The organism is Sporosarcina sp. P25 (genome assembly GCF_002743235.1).
GTDB classification, from domain to species: domain Bacteria; phylum Bacillota; class Bacilli; order Bacillales_A; family Planococcaceae; genus Sporosarcina; species Sporosarcina ureae_B.
The window spans coordinates 60,118-84,427 of record NZ_PDYV01000010.1 but is presented as its reverse complement, the minus strand read 5'-3'; the positions used below and the strand labels follow the sequence as shown (position 1 = coordinate 84,427).

The window sequence follows — 24,310 nt, the reverse complement described above, 5'->3', positions numbered from 1 at the left end:
AAAGGACCGAAAACAACTTTTATAGTTGCCTTCAGTCCTTTTGTTTAATTGTCTCAATATCTCTTCATGTAGTCCGATTACATTACGTTAAGCTATTAATAAACTCTTCGATTTCTTCTTTCGTTTTACGATTTTTACTGACGAAACGACCTGTTTCTGTTCCTTCACTGAATGCCACGAAGCTAGGAATACCGAATATATCCAACTGACTGCAAAGATCTATAAAATCATCACGATCAATCGAGACAAATTCATACTCCGCAAATTCTGTTTCTAATGTTGGCAAGAATGGTTCAATCACTCTGCAATCTGGACACCAGTCTGCAGTGAATAAGAAAATCACTCTTTCTTCTTGTTTAAGTTGCTCGAATTGCTCTAGTGATTCTAGTTTTTTCAATTCCCAACACTCCTCTAAATGAATAGTATAAGCCCATTATAACACTCTTACCTGCACTTCTTCCCTTCAAACGACTTACGTTATTTACTTCCACTTAGTTAAATTAAAGATGTTTTTTTACAAATAACCTCTCAGACACGAACGTTCACAAATAATTCAATAACTACGTTCGCATTTAACAGTTTTTCATTTTTTCCGGAAAAGCAATTGACAATAGTTTTTGACGTGTTATGATTAGTTCTAAATTAATAGTTGTTAAACAATTTTGACGAAGAGATACCTTCCTAAAAAGAATTTTCTAGAGAGCTGATGCAGTGGTGTAAGTCAGCAAATTCCGAGGTTGGAGGCACTTCCGAATTGATTGGCTGAACATCTTAGTAGGCTAATCCGTCACATGCACGTTACGCATGCTGAATGAAGGCTGCATCTGCAGCAAAACAAGGGTGGTACCGCGTTAGTTTATCGAGCTTTTCGCCCCTTACTTATACGTAAGGGATGGAAGGCTTTTTTATTTTACCTATAAGGGGGGTAGCGTACAACTTACATATACGATCAATCACACATAGTTTTCCAACAAAAATTCTACTACAAACAATCAAAGGAGAGAATGAATATCATGGCTTTTAAAATACTTATTAGTGACCCACTTAGCGAGGACGGAATTTTCCCACTACGACAAGCAGAAGGTTTTGAAATTGTAATGGAGACTGACCTAACACCAGATCAGCTGAAAGAACGTATCAAAGATTTCGATGCATTACTAGTTCGTAGTCAGACAACTGTTACAAAAGAATTGTTGGAAGCAGCTGATCAATTAAAAATCATCGGTCGTGCAGGTGTAGGTGTCGATAATATTGATTTGGACGCGGCTACAGAAAAAGGAATTATCGTTGTGAATGCTCCGGATGGCAACACAAACTCTGCAGCTGAGCACACAGTCGCCATGATGATGTCTATGGCGCGCAAAATCCCTCAAGCCTTCAACTCGTTAAAAAACAATAAATGGGATAGAAAATCATTCCTTGGTGTGGAATTGAAAGACAAAACTTTGGGGATCATCGGGCTTGGTCGCATCGGTGCTGAAGTGGCAAGACGTGCAAGAGGACAACGTATGAATGTAGTCGCATATGATCCGTTTTTAACAGAAGATGTTGCCAAAAAATTAGGCATAGAAATTGGGACAGTAGATGAAGTGCTAGACGTAGCTGACTTCATTACAGTTCATACACCTTTACTAAAAGAAACTCGTAGAATGATCAACAAAGAAGCATTCGAGAAAATGAAAGACGGCGTACAAATTATCAACTGTGCACGCGGTGGAATCATTGACGAAGATGCTTTATACGATGCAATCGTTGCTGGTAAAGTGGCGGGTGCGGCATTGGACGTATTCGAAGAAGAGCCATTCCTAGACCATAAATTGTTGACATTACCTGAAGTAATAGCAACTCCTCACTTGGGCGCAAGTACATTCGAAGCACAAGAATCAGTAGCAGTTGACGTAAGCCGTGACGTAGTGAACTTCTTGACAATTGGATCTGTTCGTAACCCAGTGAACTTGCCATCTGTTTCTCGTGATGTATTGGCGAAAATCGAGCCATTCTTCGATCTTACAGAAAAACTAGGTATGTTCTTATCCCAAATTCAAAACTCGGTTATCCATGAAATCAACATTCAATATGCTGGCGAATTGGCAAACTACGATGTGCGTGCGTTAACGCGTAACACCGTCAAAGGCCTTTTGAAGCGGAATCTTGGGGAAACTGTCAATGATGTGAACGCGAAGTTATTGGCTGATCGTTACGGCATCAAAGTGAACGAGCAAAAAACAACTACTGGTAAAGGCTTCTTGAACTTGATCACAGTAGAAATCGTGACTGAAAAAGGTATTCGCAAAGTAGCGGGTACACTTCTAAATGGCCTTGGAGCGCGCATTGTAAAAGTGGACGATTATGTAGTAGATGTAATTCCAAGCGGTCACTTACTATTTATCCGACACATGGATCAGCCAGGGGCAATCGGTCGTGTAGGTACACTTCTAGCAGAAGAGAATATCAATATTGCAGCGATGCAGGTTGGACGTTCCACTGAAGGCGGCTATGCTATCATGATGTTAGCTGTTGACAACCACGTCGAATCGACTTCTATCAAGCATATTAAAGAAGTCCAAAATATTAATGATGCAAAAGCAATTGATTTATAAGAATATAAAAAATCCAGCTCATAGTAGCTGGATTTTTTATGTGTGATTGACAAAGAAATCAAATCCCATAGCTGTAAGAATTCCGAACACTAAACACCATAGCGCAATACTGACCGCCGACCAAATTGCCGTATTCATTTTCTTCGCCCCTAATACGAGACCAATAAAAGCCGCGATATGTGTTCCGATCAATATAGGACCCGCAAGTGCTAAAACCGGTAATCCATATTTGTTCATAATTTGTTCTGCACGTTGTTGACGTTTTGACTCACTTTTACCTTTACCCTTCTTCTGTTTTCTACGTGCCATCCATTCTTTAATATGTTGGAAACCAACAATTAATAGAAGAACTGTTGCCATATTACCCGCAAATGAAAGAACTATTACCCATATAGGTGATAGACCTCGAATAATACCTAACGGAACGACAATCATAATTTCAATCCACGGTATAGCCGCCCCTAAAAACACCAATATGTATTCCAGCATTAAATCCCTCCTTGCTTTACAATCAATGAAAAATAAGTAGAAAAGAATCACAACCGATGAGAGAATCTCATCGGTTGTCTAATGCGGCAAGTATAGGAAAAAGACCATGTAAGTTATCGATTTCATACGTAGGTTTCACTTCATCATTCGGTAGTTTATTTTCTCGATTAATCCATACATTACGCATACCGACACGACTTGAACCTAAAATGTCTGTCATCAAGTTATCACCAATCATCAACGCTTCTTCTGCTTGGATACCACTTAATGCCAGAACATGCTTGAATATAGATGCATCAGGTTTCCCTTTACCAAATGCACCAGAAACGATAATATGATCAAAGTAACCAGGTATTTCAGGCGAGATCGTTAGCTTAATCTGTTGTAAACTTGGTGAACCGTTTGTTAGAAGAATTAACTGGTAATTACCTTTCAATTTATCCAATACTTCAAACGTCTCTTCATATATATATGGGTTATTCTTGCGCTCTTTTGGAAATACATCAGCTAATTCCCTACCAAATGGTTCATCATCAATCCCCAGTTTCTTCAACCCTTTAACCCATGCTTCCTTTTGATAACTCGGAATAATCTCTTTCATTTTCTGAAATTCTTCTCCCTCATCGTCAAAAACACCCCATAACCCTTCAAAAGGATTAATTCCGATATTTTGAGTATGTGGAAATATTTCATATGTAGCATACAAATCTCTTGCTTCTTGGCGCACCGCATGCTCAAGTTCTACTGGATTGACCCCTGTTTTCTTTGTCGCGTACTCACATGTTTTTTGAAAAGCCATGGAAATACTCTTGGCATCCCATATCAATGTATCATCCAGATCAAAAATCAATGTTTTAATCATCGTGACATCCCCTTTGCAATTGTAATAATTCTGTTATATCCCACTCTTATTATACACATTACTTACGTGATTTGTTAGTACGTTCCCTAAACCGCAGCCCATACACAGATTTTTTACGCTAATATGCATATATTTTAGAGAGTAAGGGAACCTATTGAATAGGAGGTGAGCTGGAATTGGTACAACATTATTTTATCGGCATCTCTATTGCTCATCCTGTCGATGACATAGCCCAGCAATTTCGCACAGAATATCAATTGAATGAGAAATACAAAGTAATTCCACACAATAAGGATTTGCATTTGACCATGCGCTATATAGGAGAGCTTGATGACGCCAAACTTCCCTGGCTGAAATCTTCTCTTCAGAAAATCGCTAAATCGCATACAGAATTCACGGTGTACGTAAAAGGCTTATCATTTTTCGGATCTTCAAGCGGACCGCGTGTTGTTTTTCTAGCAGTTCAAGGTTCCGAAGCTTTATATGAACTACAAAAGCAAATCGCTAGACGTACAGAAAAGATTCTTGAATTGGAAAAAGACACTCGCTTTGTTCCGCACATCACGATAGCTAAAAAACGCAAGACTACAGATAAAATGCAATTAGAAAAAAAGTCTATTGAACCTGTTCCTATTATAATAGAAGGTTTCACCTTATTTAAGATTAATCCTAGGGAAACTCCTTCCTATGAGGCCCTCGCTTATTTCCCATTAAAAAAGAGTTGATTGCAAACAACGCAATCAACTCTTTACTGATTTACTACACTTTAAATCGTGACATATCATTTTGAAGTTGTTCTGCAAGTTCAGCTAATGTTTGTGAACTGGATGTGATTTCCTCATTAGCCGCTAACTGTTCTTCTGTTGCAGCACTAGTAGATTGAGCTTCTGCTGCTGCTTGGATCGCCAATTCTTCTACTCGTTTAGCTCCATCAGTTACTTCATCTGTCATCGCGCGAATCTCTTCAATTGCCGCTGATACTGTAGATACTTTTTCACTAACGTCTGATGTTGCGTGCTCGATGTCCAAGAAGATGGCATTTGTTTTCTCTGTTGACAATAAGCCTTCAGCCACACATTTTCTACCTTCGTCCGTGCTCGTCACCACTGTTTCTACGTCATGAATAATTGTATCAATCATTCGACCAATCTCTTGTGTAGATTGCTTGGATTGTTCCGCCAAATTTCGTACTTCTTCAGCTACGACAGCAAAGCCTTTACCATGTTCTCCAGCACGCGCCGCTTCAATCGCAGCATTAAGTGCAAGTAAATTAGTTTGCTCGGCAATTGCCGCAATCATCGATGTGACGCCACGGATACTTTCAGTGTGTTTGGACATTTTATTGATCGTCACCATGGAATTGCTAATTGTTTCACTGATGTTCGTCATCTGATTGGTCGTTTCTCCCATTAAAGTCGAGCCTTCCTTCACCAATCGCGCTACATCTTCTGATGAATTCAACATTTCTTCATTGTCTTGTGTAATGACATCAATGGCCGTTATCATTTCCTCCATTGAGACAGTGGATTGATTGACGATATTGGTTTGCATTTCACTCGTCTGTAAGTTCTTTTCCGTGATTTCTGCTACCATTTCGGATGCAGCTAAACTCTCTTCCGCGCTTGCAGACAATTCTTCTGATTGTGCTGCTAAATGTAAAGCGGAATTTTTCGCTCGATCGATAATGCCGCGTAAATCAGCAACCATTTTATTTAGCGTTTTAGACATATCGCCAATTTCGTCATGATTTTTTATGTTCACTTCTTCTATAGCAAAGTTTCCGGCTGATACTTCAGCTAGCGCATTTGTCATTCTTCCAACAGGACGGCTAATCAAACGAGTGATGATCGTCGTGATTACTACACTGCCAATAATCCCAAGTGCAATTAAGATGATCATCAACGAAGTAGCACTTTTTGTATATTTCGCCACATCCTTTTCCAGCTTTTCTTGTTGTTGTCTTTGATAATCTGTCATTTTATTGATCGTGTCGGAAATCGTTGTTTGATAACTAGCACCATTCGTTCCAATAGCAAGCGCTTGATCATCATTCCCTGCACGTTTCTCTTCTATAATAGATAGTAGTACTTGATCGTATTCATCACTCGCTTCACGAATAGTTAACAATGCAGACTGCATAGTATTATTTTTTAGGATTTCCTGTAATTCATTTAAGCGGTCTTCTATACGAGATTGAGTTTCTTCTAGTTCCTTTATGTAAGATTCTGAGCCATACAACATATATCCTCTAACACTTTTAGCTAAGTTATTTTGATCGCTTTGCTGTTGCTCTAACAAAATGACTTTGTGCATCCTGTCGTTAATTAAAAATGAATACTTTTCATTAACATTCTTTAGTGCTAGGAACCCTATTAAGCCGATAATAATGATAATAATGACAAGACTCATAAATCCAACCCATAACTTTTTTCCTACTGTAAACTTCATATTCCACATTCTCCCTTATTCAATCATCAATCTATATATACATTTGGTATACACTGCCAATTATACTCCACATTATTCATATTCGTATAGGGATATTTGGTGTTTGCGCTAAAATAAAGCAATTATTGTATATGTGAATTTTTCACCAGTTCATATTTTTAGTTATTAGGATACACGTTGTTACTAATATGTATAATTCGGCTAGCCTTGTGCTGTAAATAGTAAATATAAACTGGTTCCAAAGTCTTGTTTTAACGAATTGTAAATTCGCTAAATAGTTTACTCGTAGAAATTTCGACTAAAACTAAACTTCGTCTTGCAACAGCGAGCAGCTTTATACTTCTCAATTATTCAGTAAATTATTGCATAGTACGACATGAATTTTTTTCTTTCGTCAGAATGGTATTTATTTTGTTTTTCTAGTATACTAGAATTTCATGACCCTTGAGAGGAGTACTCAAGGTAATTTTGCGTTTGTATATAAATTTACAATAAGCTAGCAGTGAATAGTAGTACAAGAATGAAGTGGTTAGGATGTGTTACTCGTGTCAACAGAACTTTTTATCACAACGGACTTTCAACGCCGATGGGTCGATCAATTGACTGAGGCAGGTCCGTTTTTCAGTAGCTTTTCAGAACAATCTGATGAGCTATCAAAATTTCCAAAAGAGAATATAGAAAAACTCGTGAAAATGGGCTATACGACGCTAACCTTACCTAAAGAGTTCGGAGGTGCGGGTATCACAGTGACGGATATGGTGCTCTTCCAGGAGACCATCGCTCGTTTTGATAGTGCTACCGCTCTAGCAATTGGCTGGCATCAAGGAGTTGTTGGTGAACTATATGAGAGTCGTAAGTGGACCGAAGAACAATTAGCTCAATTTAGTGAAGCCATTCAACAAGGTGCTCTAGTCAATCGTTCCGTTACTGAAGCACAAACTGGTAGCCCTACACGTGGTGGTCAACCACAAACAACTGCTTCACGCACCAAGAATGGCTGGGTGATTTCAGGTGAAAAAACATTTACGACTATGGCGCCTGCCCTTACCCATATCCTCGTATCTGTTTGGATTGAAGAAAAACAGAAAACAGGTTTTTTCTTGTTGCCAAGTGACACAGCTGGCCTTTCTATCAGAGATACTTGGCATACGATTTCAATGCGCGGTACGGAAAGCCAGACACTTGTGCTAGATCAAGTGGAAGCAACGGCTGATCAGTTAGTAGAAGTGAATGAAGCATCACGTGGCAACAAACAAAACGGCTGGCTTCTTCATATTCCCGCATGTTACATGGGAATTGCCCAAGCGGCACGTGATTACGCGGTGCACTTTGCAGCAACTTATCAGCCAAACAGCCTTAATGAACCCATTGCTTCCCTTTTCAGTATCCAAACACAAATCGGAAAAATGGACTTAGAGCTGATTAAGGCACGCCATTTACTTTATGATATCGCGAGAATTTACGATGATCCCGCTCGACGAGTTTATCTACAAAATGAACTTGGAGTAGCGAAATCGATTGTAACGAATAGCGCGATAGAAATTGTTAACTTAGCGATGCGCATTGTAGGCGCGAAAAGTTTGGAATTGTCTAATCCCCTTCAGCGTCATTATCGCGATGTGCGGGCCGGTCTTCACAATCCACCTATGGATGATATGACGATTACAAAGCTTGCACAAGCAGCAATTAGTGGACAACAATGATTAAACGTTTACTCGTGAGCGGTTATAAAGCCCATGAATTAGGAATCTTCAATGAAGACCATAAAGGCATACCTATCATCAAAAAAGCGTTGACAGATCGATTGCTAGCTCTCCTAGACCAAGGACTCGAATGGGTTATTGTCAGTGGACAGCTGGGAGTTGAAACGTGGATTATTGAATGTGTGTGGGATCTGCAAGAAGATTACCCAAATTTACAATACGCGGTCATTACACCATTTCTCGATCAACAGTCGAACTGGAATGAATTAAAACAAGAGACATATGAACAAATCATATCACTTGCAGATTACTCAGTGAGTTTGACGAACAAACCTTATGAAGCACCATGGCAATTTGTAGAGAAGAATAAGTTTCTACTTCGAAATTCGGATGCTTTGTTACTTCTATATGATGAAGAAAATGAAGGTTCACCGAAGTTTCTTAAGAAAATGGCAGTACAACTAGCGGAAACTACCTCCTATGAATTATTATCGATTACCGCTGATGATTTACAACTCATTGCCGAAGATTTACAACGAGAACAATGGGAGTAATAAAAAGCGAAATGCCAGAAATCAGGCATTTCGCTTTTTTCTATTTGATGTTTGATCTACTTGATTACTTTTAAAACCCGTTTAAATTCATCCGTCCCCGCCTCACCTAACAACTCATACAAAGCAGTTTCTACACAAGTGCCGGAGACTCCAAGATGTTTCATCTTTTGTAAGCCGATCATTTTATTAGCTTCTGTTCTGGAAGTGACTGCATCTACTACCACTTCTACTTCATAGCCTTGCATCACAAGATCAGCCGCTGTCATATAGACGCAAATATGCGTTTCAATTCCTGCAATTAACACTTGCTTCCTACCTAGCTCATTCAGTTGTTTCACAAATTCTTCGTTGCCCATTGCGCTGAACGTCATTTTTGCTATGGGTTGTTGTTCTCTGAGCAAGTTCGATAACGATTCAGTAGTTGCTCCTAGACCATCAGGGTATTGTTCGAGCCATAGAATTGGGATATCCAATACTTGTAATCCTTTAATCAGTTTTTCTAGGTTATCATGTAGTTCCTTACTTTCATTGACGATTTGTGCCAGCTTTCCTTGTACATCTACTAATACGAAAACCGTTTGATTGGTTTGCAACATAATGTATTTATCCCCTTTCCAACATTCCTGTTAGTATAGCATGTTTACAGATTCATTAGAAAATACCCATCTCAAAGTGATTAAGCAAAAAGCTGTCTCTCTTTCGTCAGTGAAAGAGAGACAGCTTGAACTAATTATTAATTTTGGACTGTTGCTTTTTGTTTCGCTTTTGCTTTCGCTTTAATACGACGAGCGTGCAAGATTGGCTCTGTATATCCACTTGGCTGTTCCGCCCCTTTAAAGATTAGATCGGAGGCTGCCTGGAATGCGATAGAATCTTCATAGTTCGGTGCCATCGGCTGATACAACTCGTCATCGGCGTTCTGCTGATCCACTATTATCGCCATACGCTCCAAAGTTTCTTGTACTTGCTCTTTCGTACAAACACCATGACGTAACCAGTTGGCAATGTGCTGGCTGGAAATACGCAATGTTGCACGATCTTCCATTAATCCGACATCATTGATATCGGGAACAGTTGAACACCCTACTCCTTGGTCGATCCAGCGAACTACATAACCTAAGATACCTTGTGCGTTGTTATCCAGTTCCGATTGTACTTCTTCTGCAGACCAATTTGCGTTAGGTGCCAATGGAATATCAAGGATACCATCGCGATAATCGATTGAACTGTCAATTCCAGCTTGCACTTCTTTAACATTTACTTCATGGTAGTGCAATGCATGTAAAATTGCAGCTGTTGGTGATGGAACCCACGCTGTGCTCGCACCAGCTTTTGGATGAGCAATTTTCTGTTCGAGCATAGCAGCCATTAAGTCAGGCATAGCCCACATTCCTTTACCAATTTGTGCATGTCCAGGGAGACCCGCACCAATTCCTACTGCTACGTTTGCGGCTTCATAAGAAGAAAGCCATTTAGATGCCTTCATATCCGCTTTTCGAATAACCGGACCTGCTTGCATAGACGTATGAATTTCGTCACCTGTGCGGTCAAGGAATCCAGTGTTGATAAATGCAATACGCTCTTTCACTTCATTGATTGCGGATTTCAAATTCAGTGACATTCTGCGTTCTTCATCCATAACTCCGATCTTAATTGTATTGCGCTCAACACCTAGTAAATCTTCAATACGATCAAATAATTTGTTCGCAAATGCCGCCTCAGCTGGACTATGCATTTTCGGTTTTACAATATAAATAGAGTTGTGAAGCGAGTTTTTAAACTCTACGTTTTCTTTAAAGTTATGTGTAGCAATTAAAGATGTAAGAACGCCATCCAAGATTCCTTCAGGTACTTCATTGCCGTTTTCATCAAGAATCGCATTGTTAGTCATTAAATGACCTACGTTACGTACGAACATCAATGAACGACCACGCAATGTCAACTCTTTGTCGTCTCGACCTATATACGTACGATCAGCATTCAATTTCCTTGTAACTGTTTTACTACCTCGCTTGAATGTAGATTCCAAGTCGCCCTTCATTAAACCAAGCCAGTTACGGTATACGCCCACTTTATCTTCAGCATCTACCGCTGCAATAGAGTCTTCACAATCCATCAACGTAGAGAGTGCTGCTTCAATTACAAGATCTTTCACACCCGCTTTATCACTTTTACCGATTGGGTTATTGTGATCAATAGCTATTTCGATATGCAATCCATTATTCACCAACAATACCTCCGTCGGTGCATCTTCAGAACCATTATATCCAACGAACTTGGATTCATCTTGCAAGTGAGTCGTGTTACCGCTTTCAAGCGTCGCTTGAAGTTTTCCTTTTGCAATTTTATAAGCAGTTACATCTGCATGGGAACCTTCAGCTAAAGGCGCTGATTGATCTAACAATTTTTTCGCGAAATCAATTACTTTCTGTCCACGAACTGGATTGTATTGAACACCAGCTTCAGCACCCGCCTCATTACTGATTATATCAGATCCATAAAGCGCATCGTACAGACTTCCCCATCGTGCATTTGCTGCATTTAATGCATAACGAGCATTATCGATCGGCACTACCAATTGAGAACCTGCTTGGTTTGCGACTTCCTGATCAACATTAGCTGTTGTCACTTTAAAATCTTCAGGAACCGGCTCTAAATAGCCAATTTCTTGTAAAAACTCTTTATATTTAGCGAAATCAATTTCGCCTTTATTATTTTGATGCCATTCGCTTATGGTCTTTTGTAATTCATCACGTTTTTCTAATAGCGCTTTGTTTTCAGGAGCAAGTTCATGAATTAGCGAATCAAAGTTTGTCCAAAATTGTTCATTTTGGATCTCTAAGCCTGGAAGAACTTCTTCTTTTACGAAGTTATATAGTTCTGTTGCGACTTGCAATTTACCTACTTTTTCATAGTTTGTCATGGATAAAAGCCACCCCTTAATATTTTTTCGCTACTCTGTTGTATAACATGTAGCGTTGAACACCATCATCGTCTATTATTCGGCAACACCCCATAGCCTATCGATCAAAAATCGATACATAAAAGACGTATGACTTCTTCACTTGAAGACGTGTTAGTACATATCATACCTAAAGTCTAGTTTACTTTCAACTGAATTGTGAAAATTTTCACATCATGGCTATTTGTGTTCGATACGACTATTAACAACAGTTATATAACAGTCGTGGAAATATCGTATTTTATTTTTTCTTATTATATTTCCACTTCGTTGTTTGTTATTTAGGTACTCATCACTAAATTCTGATAGCAAGTTGACACACTATTTTGCATGTGATAGCTTTAGAGTCAATCATCTAAATTGAATAGTTTGAAAAGTAGGTGGAATGAAAATACTTTCATTTCTTAAATGGGAATCCTTTTCTTGGAGCGGTCCCGCCACTGTGAAGACGCGAATGCGTCCAGCCAGATACCTGCCTATTTTTCATGACGCTAATCCTACGGTGAATAGGGGAGTGTTAGACAGACGCAGTAAATAATCGCATGCTTATAAGTAGCATGTTATTTTATATGTACTCGCAATTCTAACATTTCCCCTAGAGATGTTTTTTTTATTGTAAAAATTTAAGGGGGAAATTATCCATGGTAAAAAGCAGTATAACGGGCTATCCCGTAATAGGTGAAAATCGTGAGTGGAAACGTGCACTTGAGGCATTTTGGTCAAAGAAGATCTCAGAAGATGAGCTTCTTCAAACAACGAAAGAGATTCGCTTGGCAAACTTGAAGAAACAACAAAACGCCGGAGTTGATTTGATTGCTGTAGGCGACTTCACATTGTATGACCGCGTACTGGATACGTCAGCCATGTTCGGAATCATTCCGTCACGCTATAACTGGAAAGGCGGACAAGTTTCCACTTCCACATACTTTTCGATGGCACGCGGTAATGATGAGGCAGTTGCCTCTGAAATGACAAAGTGGTTCAATACAAACTATCACTATATCGTGCCCGAGTACGAAGGTCAGCGTTTTCAATTAACGGAAAACAAGCCTCTAACTGCTTATCGTGAAGCCAAGAGCGAACTAGGTATTAAAGGTAAACCTGTACTACTCGGTCCCTATACATTACTGAAGTTATCTAAAGGCTACGAAGATATAGACGTACCATCTATAATTTTACAACTGATTCCGCTTTATCAAAGAGTACTACAAGAGTTACAGGATGAAGGTGTACAATGGGTTCAAATTGATGAGCCGATTCTATGTACATCCATAAGCTCAGATGAAATGAAGACCGTTACAGAAATTTATTCCCAGCTAACTAAAAATGTGAGCGGGCTGAATATTCTACTACAGACATACTTCGATTCAGTAGAACATTATACGGAAACGATCGCGTTACCTGTCGCAGGTATCGGACTCGATTTCGTGCACGGACGCGAAAGAAATTTAGAAAATCTAAAGCAATATGGTTTCCCAGAAGGTAAAGTGCTTGCAGCAGGAATTGTAGATGGACGCAACGTATGGCGATCTAATTTACAGAAAAAACTTGCATTGACTGAAACAATCCAACAGCAAGTTTCAGCTGATAAATTGTGGATTCAGCCTTCTTGTAGCTTGCTACACTCACCTGTTACGACTCGCTCGGAACAGAAACTAGATAAAACGATCTTGAACGCATTAGCATTTGCCGACGAGAAGATTGAAGAAATTAAAGCAATTCAAATAGCTATATTACAAGGTAAAGAAATAACAGCTAAGGAATTTGAAGAATGTGAAGTAGCATTGACTGTATTTAACGCCCTTCCTACTCGCAATAATAAAGAAGTTCGCGAAGCGACTTCGGGAAGTCTACTTTCTGATAGTAAACGAAATCTTCCATTTGCAGAACGTAAAGCGAAGCAACAGGAAAAATTCCAATTGCCACTACTTCCTACTACGACTATAGGTAGCTTCCCACAAACACCGGAAGTACGGGCTACACGTAATAAATGGAGAAAAGGCGAAATTACGAAACAGCAATATAAAGATTTCATTCGTGCTGAAATTAAAGAATGGATCGATATTCAAGAGGATTTAGGCCTTGATGTATTGGTACATGGCGAATTCGAACGTACAGACATGGTGGAATATTTCGGAGAAAAGCTTGATGGATTTGTCTTTACTGAAAAAGCTTGGGTACAATCCTACGGTTCACGTTGCGTTAAGCCCCCTATTATCTTTGGAGACGTGGCGTTCACTAAACCAATGACTGTGGAAGAATCGGTTTATGCGAAATCACTTACAGATCACGAAGTAAAAGGAATGCTCACGGGCCCTGTAACCATTTTAAACTGGTCATTCGTCCGTGATGACTTGTCCAGAGAAGAAGTGACAAACCAAATCGCACTCGCTTTGCGTAAGGAAATTGAAGCGCTTGAAGCAGCGGGTATCCATATGATTCAAGTGGATGAGCCAGCACTTCGTGAAGGTCTTCCATTGAAAAAGACTGAATGGAAACACTATCTGGACTGGGCTGTTAATGCATTCCGCGTATCTACTGCTTCAGTGGAAGATACGACGCAAGTGCATACGCATATGTGCTATTGTGATTTTAACGACTTTATTGAATCGATCAGTGCACTGGATGCAGACGTAATATCCATTGAAACGTCACGCAGTCACGGCGACTTAGTCGAAGCTTTCAATGAGTATCATTATGACAAAGGAATCGGTCTAGGTGTCTATGATATTCATAGTCCACGCGTTCCAGCAGTAGAAGAGATGACAGAGATTATCAACAAAGGTCTTGAAGTACTCGAACCTTCTCAGTTCTGGATTAATCCGGATTGTGGATTGAAGACGAGAAAGCGTGAAGAAACAATTGCAGCATTGAAAAATATGGTCATTGCTACTGTACAGGCACGAGAAAAATTAGGCGTAGTCACGGTACCATAATGAATTTAGGACTGTCTTAGAAATCAGTATGGTTTCTAAGACAGTTTTTTCATAGAGAGTTCGAAATAGAGCAGACCGCAAAAGTGTTCAGAGAGGGGTTGGATGATACATACATTTGCATATTTGAACTTAAACACAATTTAAGCACAGCATACTCCGATGTTAAGATTTGAATAATACATTATAAAAGAGGATATCCTATGAAGTAAAGTAACTTCGAGGACATCCTCTTTTACGTCTATTACGAATCAGTCAAACTGCTTCGTCAAGTTCGCCATCTCAATAGCGGACACCGCTGCGTCCCAGCCTTTGTTCCCGGCTTTAGTCCCTGCACGCTCGATCGATTGCTCAATCGTATCCGTTGTCAGCACACCAAAGATCACTGGAATGCCCGATTGCATGCTTGCTTGAGAAACACCTTTTGCAGTCTCGTTACAAACAAAATCGAAATGAGGTGTCGCGCCACGGATTACCGTTCCTAGCGTAATGACTGCATCATATTTTTTTGAGTCCGCCATTTTCTTTGCGATTAACGGAATTTCAAACGCTCCCGGCACCCATGCTATATCTACATCTGCTTCATCCACACCATGACGTTTGAACGCGTCTTGTGCTCCTGATAGTAACTTCCCTGTGATGAACTCGTTGAACCGCCCAACGACGATACCTACTTTTAACCCCGTACCTACTAAATGTCCTTCGAATAAATTACCCATTTTTCATCTCTCCTCATAAAGTTAGTAAATGACCAAGCTTTTCTGCCTTTGTGTGTAGATACTTTTCGTTCGCTTCATTAAATGGTAGCTGAATTGCAACGCGTTCAACTACTTCCAATTCATATCCTTTTAAACCAGCAATTTTCTTTGGATTATTCGTCAACAAACGCATTTGCGTAATGCCGAGTTCCCGAAGTATTTGTGCGCCAATACCGTAATCACGCAAATCAGCCGCAAACCCAAGTTTTTCATTTGCTTCTACCGTGTCATAGCCTTGTTCTTGCAGTTCATAGGCTTTCAGTTTATTGATTAAACCTATTCCTCTGCCCTCTTGACGCATATACAACAATACACCGCGCCCTTCTTCTTCAATTTGAGAGAGAGCAGCTTGCAGTTGCGGACCACAGTCACAACGGCACGATCCAAAAACGTCGCCTGTTAAGCATTCCGAATGAACCCTTACTAAGACCGGCGCTTCCGTTGTAACGTCCCCTTTTACCAGTGCAACATGTTCTTTTCCTGTCATAGTTTCGGTATAGCCAACCATGCGGAACTCGCCATAACCTGTCGGCAGCTCGATCTCTGCTTCACGAATGACTAATTGCTCTCGTTGCAGACGATAATGAATAAGGTCTTGAATGGTGATTAGTTTTAAATCTAGTTCTTCAGCCATCTGACGTAATTCCGGCACACGCGCCATCGTTCCGTCTTCACTCATGATTTCACAAATGACGCCTGCTGAAGCGCTGCCTGCCAGCCGTGCTAAATCTATCGCAGCTTCAGTATGTCCTGTACGCTCTAGTACACCACCCGACTTCGCTACAAGTGGAAATATATGCCCTGGACGTTTGAATTCGCTTGCTGTTGCATTCGGTTCCATCATTTTAATAATTGTATCCGCACGTTCAAATGCACTGATCCCAGTATGTGTAGAGCGGTGATCGATACTAATCGTAAACGCCGTGCCATGTGAATCGGTATTATCATCGGTCATCATCTGTAACCCTAGTTGCGCTGCTTTTTGCTCTGTTATCGGTACACAAATCAAGCCTCGACCTTTTGTCGCCATGAAGTTGATAATTTCAGGTGTAATCTGGTCGGCTAATGCCACGAAATCCCCTTCATTCTCTCGATCCTCATCATCCACTACGATGACCACTTTACCTTGTCGTAAATCTTCTAATGCTTCTTCGATTGTATGAAACATCCTCATTCACTCCTTCACATAAACCCATGTTGTTGTAAAAAGTCTTTCGACATCGTTTGATCCGTATTTTGTCTTTTCTGCAACATGTTCTCAACATATTTGGCGAGCATATCACATTCGAAATTAACTACATCCCCTATTTGTTTTTTCGCAATGACCGTCATTTCCTGTGAATGTGGAATCAATGAAATCGTAATATCTGTATCTTTTACCTCAAAGATCGTCAATGACGTCCCATCCAATGCGATAGAGCCTTTATGTAACAAATAAGGATGATATCCTTGCGGTAAGGACAAGCGTATATATAATGCATTATCAACCGTTCGCTTCTCACGGATCGTAGCTATTCCGTCTACATGTCCTGTGACAAAATGTCCGCCTAACCTACCATTCGCTGCAAGTGCTCGCTCCAGATTCACAGAACTTCCCACTTCTAATTGTCGTAGTGAAGTAGAAGTGACAGTTTCAGGCATGACGTCCGCAACAAATTGGTCCTTGGTAAAACTCTTTACCGTCAAACAGACACCGTTGACCGCGATGCTATCCCCTACTCTCACATCTGTCAAAACAAGGGATGCAGCTATCGTAACTGTCATAGATTGAGCGCCAGGTTGTATTTGCTTAACTGAACCAATCTCTTCAATTATTCCCGTAAACATGATTCAATCACCCACTTTCGGTACAGCTATGATTTTAATGTCTGGTCCAATCATCTCCACACTGTCAAATCTTAATGGAAGCGCCTCATCCATCAGTTGAGGATCCAGTCCACCTATTGGCGTCAGCGATCCAATTCCGCCAAGTAGTTTGGGTGCAACATAGCAAATGACCTTCTGCACGGCGCGCGCTTTCACAAACGAAGCATTAATGGCCGCTCCACCCTCTACAAGCAATGTCATAACACCACGTCTTCCTAGCTCTAATAGAATATCTTCTACAATCAGCTGGGGTTTTTGCATTCGGATGATCTGGACATGGGGCTTGTTGAGTAACTTTTCACGTGATAACTCTGCATATTTTCCGCAAAAAATCCAAGTAGGCGCTTCTGAGTTTTGAATGATCTGGCTAGATTCTGGTGTTCGTAAAGATGTATCTAAAATAACTCGAATAGGATGTTGTCCACCTAGGGGCAGTCTGGTGGTGAGAAGAGGATTATCATGAAGAAGCGTTTGCACACCTACTAAAATCGCATCTTGCGTATGGCGAAGCTGATGGACATCGAGTCGCGCTTGCTCACTCGTCACCCATTTGCTATCTCCTTTAGAAGTGGCAATCTTACCGTCTATCGTCATAGCTGTTTTCATTGTCACATGAGGTGTTTTGGTTTTAATAAAATGAAAAAATGGTTCATATAGTTTTTTAGCGCGTTCAGAAGAGACAGATTCGGTTACTTCCACTCCTGCACCACGAAGTTTCGCAATGCCTTTACCTGCTACAAGAGGATTAGGATCCGTTGTCGCAACAAAGACTCGTTTGATACCGGCTTGAATAACGGCATCAGCACAAGGGGAAGTTTTACCAGTATGTGAACAAGGTTCAAGCGTTACATACAAATCAGCATCTGTTGCTTCCGCTCCTGCCATATCAAGTGCGATTCGTTCTGCATGGCGTTCTCCTGCTTGTAAATGCGCACCCATTCCAATGATCCGGTTTGTCTTAACTACGATTGCACCTACTGGTGGATTGGGAGAAGTTTGACCTGCCACATTTTCTGCGAGCTGCAAAGCCATTTCCATATAATTCTGATTCATTGAGCAACACTCCAGCTTACAGTATTCCTCTAGTGACAATTCTACATACAAAAAGCCCCGCAAAAGATTATGCGGGGCTTGTATCCATGACTAAATAAACGTTATATACCGTAATGAAAAATCATCACTTATAGTATACACGCGTTGTTCCTTCTCTCATCCAGACTTTAACTGTCGGCTTTGGAGTTTCACCAAATCCACCTTCTGCTTCTATAAAGCATCCGGGTCACGGACTAAGAGCTTGTTAGCTCATCACCGTCGGTAGGGAATTACACCCTGCCCCGAAGGAAACATATTCGATTAACTAAGAGTCTAGCACATATGACAACTAAATAACAATAGCTGAATAATTATTCAGCTATAAAAACCCATTTATCTACTGTAAATCTGTCCAATGCTTCCATGTTGGGAATGTACCCGATTCCATCTTCTGACGGAACTGTAATATAACCTTTTTCAGCAACTACTTCTGGTGTAATAATATCTTGTTCCCAGTAACGTGAAGAACCTGCTGTATCGCCAGGGAGCGTGAAATTAGGTAAAGTTGTCAATGCTACGTTGTGCGCTCGTCCAATACCCGATTCTAACATGCCGCCACACCATACATCGATGCCATTCGCTGCACAATAATCATGAATTTTCTTCGCTTCTGACAGACCGCCAACTCTCCCAATTTTCACGTTGATAATTTTACAACTACCAAGTTCGATAGCTTTTCGTGTATCTTCCAATGAGTGAATACTTTCATCTAGACAAATGGGTGTCTTAATTTGTCTTTGCAATGTTGCGTGATCGATAATATCATCGGAAGCAAGCGGTTGCTCAATCATCATCAAGTTAAACTGGTCGAGTTCTTTCAACACTTCTACATCATCTAACGTATAAGCTGAATTCGCATCCGCCATTAAGGGTACATCAGGATGGGTTTCTCGAATGGCACGTATCACTTCCACGTCATACCCAGGCTTGATTTTCACTTTAATGCGCTTATACCCTTCATTTATAAAGCCTTTAATATTGGCCAATAAATCTTCAACATTTTCTTCAATTCCAATGCTGATCCCCACTTCAATACGGCTACGTTGCCCTCCAAGTGCTTTGGCAAGTGTCATGTGGTGATGCTTTGCATATACATCCCATATCGCACCTTCAATTGTCGCTTTCGCCATATTGTTTTTGCGGATATGTCTAAATAAGTCACTTACTTCATCGGGATGTGTAATAGACTTGCCAAGTACTGCGGGAATCAAGAAATCACGAAGCATGTGAATCGTCGTTTCTGTCGTCTCTTCACTATACCAAGGCGCAGTAAACGCAACAGATTCCCCCCATCCCTCATGACCGTCCGCGTCTGTGACAGTTGCCAACAGAAAGTCTTTCTGCTGAATCGTTCCAAAACTTGTAGTAAACGGATGTTTCATCGTCATATTCATTCTGCGAAGTGTAATCGTGTTAATTTTCATTGGGTCAGCTCCTTTAATCATGCAACGGAATGATGGACCGCTTACAGAAACGATAGTACTGCACAGATTCTTCTGTTCGGCGTACATCGATCATAGCAAATCCTTCCTTACTCAGTTGCTGAAATATCGTTCTCGTCTTCATTCTCCATTCGTAGGCCAATTGCGAGTTTTCTTGCTTGATTAATTGAATTTGTTTGGGCACAGGCACTTCTATCGCTTCCGCCTTCAGCCATTCAGTTGTTTCCGGTAAAAGCAGGATAGGGTGTGAATTATCGCTCAATTGGATTTGAAACGGACGACTATATATAAGATTAGGTTGCCATTTCTCCACTACACGCGGACTGTCAATCCACCAAGCAACTTGAAAACGGTCGGTCGGTAAACCTTTGTTTAATCCATCGTCCATCTCTCCATAACAATCAACTATATAGTCATAGCACACACCGTATAACTTTGAAGTATTCAAATAGCCGTTGCGACTTTCGAGTGGATCGAATGTCCAGACGATTAATCGATAGCCCATTTCCCGTGCAAAACGTAGTTGTTCTTCTTTCAACTGTTTGCCAATGCCCTTCATCTGAAACTCTTCATCTACCGCAAGCATATGAGAGCATAAATATATTTGACCTTCTGAATAGCCGGCAAAGCTATAAGAATATCCGACCATACGCTCTCCTAGAAACGCACCTACAATCAATCCACCGTTTTTGACTGCTGTGATGGTTTGATGGATAGGGATTGGTTCCATTCCCCAAATTTTCTTCTCAAGATTTTGCATAGAACGAATGTCTTCGATAGCCGTCACTTTTCTGACCACTATATCTTTCCTCATACTGTCACCTTCTAGTTTTTAGAGTGGAATGTTAATTCGATGGCAGTAGTTAAAATTTCAACTCCTGTTGCCAGTGCGTCTTGATTAAATGTCATGTGCGGATGGTGAAGTCCTGGGATTAAGCCGCATCCCAAACCTAGCATTGTACTTTTGACAGTGGGTCGTTTTACAGAATAGAAGTGAAAATCTTCTCCTCCCGGCGTGACAACGGTGCGTGTAGTCTTGTCTTCACCCACTACTTTAGCAATCGCCTGATACATTAGATCTTCAGCTTCAGCATTTACTTCCGCTGCGACCATTTCTGCCATTACTTCATAGTTGATTTCTACATCGTATTGTCTAGCTATCGCCTGAATCACACGTTCTACTTCCTCATATAATTCATCCATTATACCATTTTCTTGCGCACGTAAATCCAAACTAAATTTTGCATTTCCCGGAATTATATTGGCAGATTCGCCACCTGCTTGGAACATCGTCATTTTCGCTGTATGAGAAACCATCGGATTACAATGAATGGACTGCAAACCTCCTACTAACGAAGCGCCCACCTCGATCGCATTTTTTCCTTGATGCGGTCTGGCACCATGTGCTTCTGTTCCTTTGATCGTTCCACTGATCATTTTCGCGGCACCGTGACGTAGTGAGGCAGCGGAATAACCGTCAGCCATTTCATCCGCAGCTCTTACATGAACGCCGAATAAGTAATCGATATCATCGATCAATCCCTGATCAAGAACAGCTAGCGCGCCTTTTCCCTTCTCTTCTGCCGGCTGGAAGAATACTTTTAATGTTCCTTTTTGAGGAATTCCGCGTTCTTTAGCCATAAGCAAAGCACCAATTCCCATGGTCATATGTCCATCATGTCCACATGAATGATTTGCTCGATAGACACCGTCCACTTCTTGCCACAACGCATCAATATCTACACGCAACCCGACTACCGGCTTACCTTCACCGATCGTAACGCATAAACCTGTAATTCCATCGAATAATTTCACATTAAATCCTTCTCGTTCAAGAAATCCTTTCAAGTAAGTTGTTGTTTCCGTTTCCTTCCAACTAACTTCCGGATGACTGTGCAAATGCACAAACACTTCATCTAGTTTCGGCTTCAGTAATTGTACTTGCTCCTTCATGCGTGTGCCTCCTAAAAAAACCATTTTCCATTGTACTATTCGAACTGTTTATTCCTAAAATTTCAAACTCCTCAACAATTTTAACATAAAAAAGACTTCTCTATCACGTCGTGTGAAAGGAAGTCTTCTTCGTATTGATTAAAAAGTCCAAAGAATCATCATGCCGAATAATAGCGTCATGTAATTGACCGAGTACAAGAACATGAAGTTAGCCCATTTATAATCATTTTTTGCATAGAACCCATATATACTAGCTGCAATATATCCTAGGTTCATCAATGTCGCGATTGTAATGAATGTAGTGCCAAACATCGTTAATAAAAACGGTAAAGGCAATAGACATAATACATACACAAGCATTTGGCGTTTTGTGAAGTTAAATCCATAAACGACAGGCAACATCGCTACGTTTGCTGCACTATAGTCTTTATATTTCTTCATAGCAATCGCAAATGTATGAGGCATTTGCCAAATGAATAGTATAGCGACCAAAACAATCGGTACAATATGATCCGCTGACATAATAGCTGCCCACCCTATAAGAGGGGTAACCGCTCCCGACACACTGCCAATCACTGTATTCAATGTATATTTACGTTTAGACCACATGGTATAGGGTATTACATACGTAAACCATCCGATAAATGCATAAATTGCCGCTTCTAATGTAGTGAAAAATAATAATACCATACCAATTCCCGATAATATCAAACCTATTTTTAATACGGTTTTCAAAGCAAAGTTACCTGTCACAGTCGGACGGTTTTTTGTTCTTTCCATAACCGTATCAATATCAGAATCAAACCAGTTATTCATTACAAGTGCACCTGCAACAAGCAAGGTACTACCTATCATGGTTAGCAGGAACACACCCCAGTTACCTGTGAGTGTCATGCCCGAAAAATATAGTGCCAACCAAAACCCCGTAAAAACTGGAAATATATTCGCGATGAGTACAGGTCCTTTAACTAATGATTTAATATCCGAGAAGAAGGTAGACGCCGATCGGCTTTGAGTAGTACTCGAAACAATATGGGCTTCTTTCGTCATATGGGTCCGTTCTCCTTTTACGTTACATTTAAATATTTTTTCCATTCGTATATAACTATATCATTTTCTTAAAAGTAAAATCAAAAAATCACGATAATTCCTTAGAAACTGTTACAAAGGTTTGTCAGAAGTTCATAAATAAACATATCGCATGATAAAATACTCTTTTTTTCATATGTACTTATCATACCATATTGTATCATTTTCCCCTATTATTCGATAAAGCATGAGCCTATACCCCTTATAGGCTAGCAACTAAGTTTACCCGCCATGATCAATCAAACCACATTTACTTTTTTCATTATAGAAAACCGTTAAACTTCAATTTAAAAGAGCATAATATCAATAGTTGTCTAAATAATTAAATTGATATTAATTTAATTATCCTGTAAACTCGTGTAATAGTATCGCGAAAAAGTGTTGATTTCCCCTTGATCTTCTCAACTACCTGCATCTTTTTTCTTGCGGGTAATTTTAAGAGATTAAGGCAAAAAACAGCATTCCGTGATGAAAAAATTATAAAGGGAAAGGATTTGATTTTTTGAGAAAGTTTATGTTGTTTTTATCTATCGTAACATTATTACTTTTAACAGCATGCAGTAACAGTGATAGTAAAGATTCAATAAGCAAGATTAAGCTGGCAGATGCAGGATGGGATAGTATTCGGATACACAACAGCATTGCACAAATTATTTTAGAAGAAGGCTATGGCTATGATACGGAAATAGTGAACGGAACTTCTTCCGCAACATTACAAGCGTTGCAACAAGGCGATCTTCAAGTTTATACAGAAGTTTGGTCTGATAACTTAGGTGATGCGTATACAAACGCAATCGACAGCGGAGACATCGAAACCGTCTCGACAAATTTCGACGATAACTCACAAGGTCTGTATGTCCCTACATATGTTATCAAAGGGGATCCAGAGCGTAATATCGAAGCGGTAGCGCCTGATTTGAAAACAGTAAAAGACTTAGAGAAGTATCCTGAACTATTTCAAGATCCTGAGAACAAGGATAAGGGACGTATCATCGGCGCACCATCTAGCTGGTTAGTCAGTAAACATTTAGATGAAAAATTAACTACTTATGGCTTAAATGAAAAGTTTACGTATTTAGCTCCCGGTTCAGATTCATCCATCGTAGCTGACTTAGCTAGTGCATATAAAAAAGGTGAACCATGGGTTGGTTATTACTGGTCCCCTACTTGGGTCACTGCAACGTATGACTTAACGCTTTTAGAAGACGAGCCGTTTGATCAAGAGGCTTGGGATAAAGATAAATCTGGTGAATTCCCTCCTAATGATGTCTACGTCAGTGTCCATAAAGATTTGAAAACACAAGCTCCTGAGGTAGTTGAGTTCCTCAGCCATTACAAAACTAGCAGTGCATTGACAGAAGAAGCATTAGAGTATATGGGTGAAAATGAAGCTAGTCCAGAAGATACTGCAAAATGGTTTATGAAAGAACATGAAGATCTTTGGACTTCATGGGTACCTGAAGATGTTGCTGAGAAAGTAAAAGCAGCTCTGTAATACATTTTAGAATTTCAGGGGTGGACGCTTTCCGCTCCACTCCTTTTCAATTGTACTAACACTA

At 40.2% G+C, this 24,310-nt stretch carries 20 protein-coding genes, 1 riboswitch and 1 other annotated feature; of the genes, 6 read left to right on the top strand and 14 right to left on the bottom strand.

Features of this window, described 5'->3' with window-relative positions:
• Positions 1-82: 82 nt before the first annotated feature.
• Positions 83-397, bottom strand: a complete 315-nt coding sequence (locus tag CSV70_RS10395; protein ID WP_085131340.1) for a thioredoxin family protein — start codon at positions 395-397, stop codon at positions 83-85.
• Positions 398-653: 256 nt separating this feature from the next.
• Positions 654-879 (top strand) — a binding site (T-box leader).
• 134 nt (positions 880-1,013) lie between these two features.
• Here CSV70_RS10395 and serA point away from each other — a divergent pair.
• Complete coding sequence (serA, locus tag CSV70_RS10390; protein WP_085131341.1) at positions 1,014-2,600, top strand: phosphoglycerate dehydrogenase; 1,587 nt, start codon at positions 1,014-1,016, stop codon at positions 2,598-2,600.
• Positions 2,601-2,636: 36 nt separating this feature from the next.
• On the opposite strand, the gene CSV70_RS10385 is transcribed toward serA, so the two are convergent.
• Together CSV70_RS10385 and CSV70_RS10380 are read right to left on the bottom strand one after the other, a co-directional pair.
• Positions 2,637-3,089 carry a small multi-drug export protein gene (locus CSV70_RS10385; protein ID WP_085131342.1) on the bottom strand — a complete coding sequence of 151 codons (453 nt, stop codon included), beginning with the start codon at positions 3,087-3,089 and terminating at the stop codon, positions 2,637-2,639.
• Between the two features lie 67 nt (positions 3,090-3,156).
• Positions 3,157-3,951, bottom strand: a complete 795-nt coding sequence (locus tag CSV70_RS10380) for an HAD family hydrolase (RefSeq protein WP_099628722.1) — start codon at positions 3,949-3,951, stop codon at positions 3,157-3,159.
• Positions 3,952-4,127: 176 nt separating this feature from the next.
• Between CSV70_RS10380 and thpR the strand changes: the two genes are divergently transcribed.
• Positions 4,128-4,676, top strand: coding sequence for an RNA 2',3'-cyclic phosphodiesterase (gene thpR, locus CSV70_RS10375; protein ID WP_158232408.1), 549 nt, complete (start codon positions 4,128-4,130; stop codon positions 4,674-4,676).
• 34 nt (positions 4,677-4,710) lie between these two features.
• On the opposite strand, the gene CSV70_RS10370 is transcribed toward thpR, so the two are convergent.
• The gene (locus CSV70_RS10370; protein WP_158232407.1) at positions 4,711-6,399 is read right to left on the bottom strand and encodes a methyl-accepting chemotaxis protein; all 1,689 of its coding nucleotides are present in this window, start codon (positions 6,397-6,399) and stop codon (positions 4,711-4,713) included.
• A gap of 545 nt (positions 6,400-6,944) precedes the next feature.
• Between CSV70_RS10370 and CSV70_RS10365 the strand changes: the two genes are divergently transcribed.
• Positions 6,945-8,102, top strand: a complete 1,158-nt coding sequence (locus CSV70_RS10365) for an acyl-CoA dehydrogenase family protein (protein WP_099628719.1) — start codon at positions 6,945-6,947, stop codon at positions 8,100-8,102.
• Positions 8,099-8,656 (top strand): SLOG family protein, encoded by a 558-nt coding sequence (locus CSV70_RS10360; RefSeq protein ID WP_085131347.1) that lies wholly within the window; start codon positions 8,099-8,101, stop codon positions 8,654-8,656. Before CSV70_RS10365 ends, CSV70_RS10360 begins: the two co-directional genes overlap by 4 nt.
• 56 nt (positions 8,657-8,712) lie before the next feature.
• Here the strand turns inward: CSV70_RS10360 and CSV70_RS10355 are convergent, their stop codons facing one another.
• Together CSV70_RS10355 and CSV70_RS10350 are read right to left on the bottom strand one after the other, a co-directional pair.
• Positions 8,713-9,252, bottom strand: a complete 540-nt coding sequence (locus tag CSV70_RS10355) for a hydrolase (RefSeq protein WP_085131348.1) — start codon at positions 9,250-9,252, stop codon at positions 8,713-8,715.
• A 137-nt stretch (positions 9,253-9,389) separates the two neighbouring features.
• The gene (locus CSV70_RS10350) at positions 9,390-11,579 is read right to left on the bottom strand and encodes a malate synthase G (protein WP_099628718.1); all 2,190 of its coding nucleotides are present in this window, start codon (positions 11,577-11,579) and stop codon (positions 9,390-9,392) included.
• 680 nt (positions 11,580-12,259) lie between these two features.
• Between CSV70_RS10350 and metE the strand changes: the two genes are divergently transcribed.
• A complete protein-coding gene (gene metE, locus CSV70_RS10345) occupies positions 12,260-14,554 on the top strand; it encodes a 5-methyltetrahydropteroyltriglutamate--homocysteine S-methyltransferase (protein ID WP_099628717.1) in 2,295 nt (764 codons plus the stop codon).
• Positions 14,555-14,802: 248 nt separating this feature from the next.
• Here the strand turns inward: metE and ribH are convergent, their stop codons facing one another.
• The 8 genes from ribH to cyoE all read right to left on the bottom strand — a co-directional run bounded on the left by ribH (position 14,803) and on the right by cyoE (position 22,712).
• Positions 14,803-15,270 carry a 6,7-dimethyl-8-ribityllumazine synthase gene (gene ribH / locus CSV70_RS10340; RefSeq protein ID WP_085131351.1) on the bottom strand — a complete coding sequence of 156 codons (468 nt, stop codon included), beginning with the start codon at positions 15,268-15,270 and terminating at the stop codon, positions 14,803-14,805.
• A gap of 13 nt (positions 15,271-15,283) precedes the next feature.
• Complete coding sequence (locus CSV70_RS10335) at positions 15,284-16,477, bottom strand: bifunctional 3,4-dihydroxy-2-butanone-4-phosphate synthase/GTP cyclohydrolase II (RefSeq protein ID WP_085131352.1); 1,194 nt, start codon at positions 16,475-16,477, stop codon at positions 15,284-15,286.
• Positions 16,478-16,491: 14 nt separating this feature from the next.
• Positions 16,492-17,136: a riboflavin synthase gene (ribE, locus tag CSV70_RS10330; protein WP_099627075.1), complete on the bottom strand. Its 645-nt coding sequence runs from the start codon at positions 17,134-17,136 to the stop codon at positions 16,492-16,494.
• A gap of 3 nt (positions 17,137-17,139) precedes the next feature.
• Positions 17,140-18,228: a bifunctional diaminohydroxyphosphoribosylaminopyrimidine deaminase/5-amino-6-(5-phosphoribosylamino)uracil reductase RibD gene (gene ribD / locus CSV70_RS10325; protein WP_099628716.1), complete on the bottom strand. Its 1,089-nt coding sequence runs from the start codon at positions 18,226-18,228 to the stop codon at positions 17,140-17,142.
• 144 nt (positions 18,229-18,372) lie between these two features.
• Positions 18,373-18,521, bottom strand: a riboswitch (FMN riboswitch).
• A 57-nt stretch (positions 18,522-18,578) separates the two neighbouring features.
• Positions 18,579-19,691 (bottom strand): o-succinylbenzoate synthase, encoded by a 1,113-nt coding sequence (gene menC, locus CSV70_RS10320; RefSeq protein WP_099628715.1) that lies wholly within the window; start codon positions 19,689-19,691, stop codon positions 18,579-18,581.
• 13 nt (positions 19,692-19,704) lie between these two features.
• A complete protein-coding gene (locus CSV70_RS10315) occupies positions 19,705-20,523 on the bottom strand; it encodes a GNAT family N-acetyltransferase (RefSeq protein WP_099628714.1) in 819 nt (272 codons plus the stop codon).
• An 11-nt stretch (positions 20,524-20,534) separates the two neighbouring features.
• The gene (locus CSV70_RS10310; RefSeq protein ID WP_099627071.1) at positions 20,535-21,662 is read right to left on the bottom strand and encodes a M20 peptidase aminoacylase family protein; all 1,128 of its coding nucleotides are present in this window, start codon (positions 21,660-21,662) and stop codon (positions 20,535-20,537) included.
• 138 nt (positions 21,663-21,800) lie between these two features.
• Positions 21,801-22,712, bottom strand: coding sequence for a heme o synthase (cyoE, locus tag CSV70_RS10305; RefSeq protein WP_099627070.1), 912 nt, complete (start codon positions 22,710-22,712; stop codon positions 21,801-21,803).
• A 541-nt stretch (positions 22,713-23,253) separates the two neighbouring features.
• Between cyoE and CSV70_RS10300 the strand changes: the two genes are divergently transcribed.
• Entirely contained in the window at positions 23,254-24,246 is a 993-nt protein-coding gene (locus tag CSV70_RS10300; RefSeq protein WP_099627069.1) for an ABC transporter substrate-binding protein, read from the top strand.
• Positions 24,247-24,310 lie beyond the last annotated feature (64 nt).

Coding starts and splice junctions, on each gene's coding strand:
- serA (WP_085131341.1), top strand. CDS start 1,014: ATGGCTTTTAAAATACTTATTAGTGACCCACTTAGCGAGGACGGAATT.
- CSV70_RS10385 (WP_085131342.1), bottom strand. CDS start 3,089: ATGCTGGAATACATATTGGTGTTTTTAGGGGCGGCTATACCGTGGATT.
- CSV70_RS10380 (WP_099628722.1), bottom strand. CDS start 3,951: ATGATTAAAACATTGATTTTTGATCTGGATGATACATTGATATGGGAT.
- CSV70_RS10370 (WP_158232407.1), bottom strand. CDS start 6,399: ATGAAGTTTACAGTAGGAAAAAAGTTATGGGTTGGATTTATGAGTCTT.
- CSV70_RS10360 (WP_085131347.1), top strand. CDS start 8,099: ATGATTAAACGTTTACTCGTGAGCGGTTATAAAGCCCATGAATTAGGA.
- CSV70_RS10355 (WP_085131348.1), bottom strand. CDS start 9,252: ATGTTGCAAACCAATCAAACGGTTTTCGTATTAGTAGATGTACAAGGA.
- CSV70_RS10350 (WP_099628718.1), bottom strand. CDS start 11,579: ATGACAAACTATGAAAAAGTAGGTAAATTGCAAGTCGCAACAGAACTA.
- metE (WP_099628717.1), top strand. CDS start 12,260: ATGGTAAAAAGCAGTATAACGGGCTATCCCGTAATAGGTGAAAATCGT.
- ribH (WP_085131351.1), bottom strand. CDS start 15,270: ATGGGTAATTTATTCGAAGGACATTTAGTAGGTACGGGGTTAAAAGTA.
- CSV70_RS10335 (WP_085131352.1), bottom strand. CDS start 16,477: ATGTTTCATACAATCGAAGAAGCATTAGAAGATTTACGACAAGGTAAA.
- ribE (WP_099627075.1), bottom strand. CDS start 17,136: ATGTTTACGGGAATAATTGAAGAGATTGGTTCAGTTAAGCAAATACAA.
- ribD (WP_099628716.1), bottom strand. CDS start 18,228: ATGAATCAGAATTATATGGAAATGGCTTTGCAGCTCGCAGAAAATGTG.
- menC (WP_099628715.1), bottom strand. CDS start 19,691: ATGAAAATTAACACGATTACACTTCGCAGAATGAATATGACGATGAAA.
- CSV70_RS10315 (WP_099628714.1), bottom strand. CDS start 20,523: ATGAGGAAAGATATAGTGGTCAGAAAAGTGACGGCTATCGAAGACATT.
- CSV70_RS10310 (WP_099627071.1), bottom strand. CDS start 21,662: ATGAAGGAGCAAGTACAATTACTGAAGCCGAAACTAGATGAAGTGTTT.
- cyoE (WP_099627070.1), bottom strand. CDS start 22,712: ATGACGAAAGAAGCCCATATTGTTTCGAGTACTACTCAAAGCCGATCG.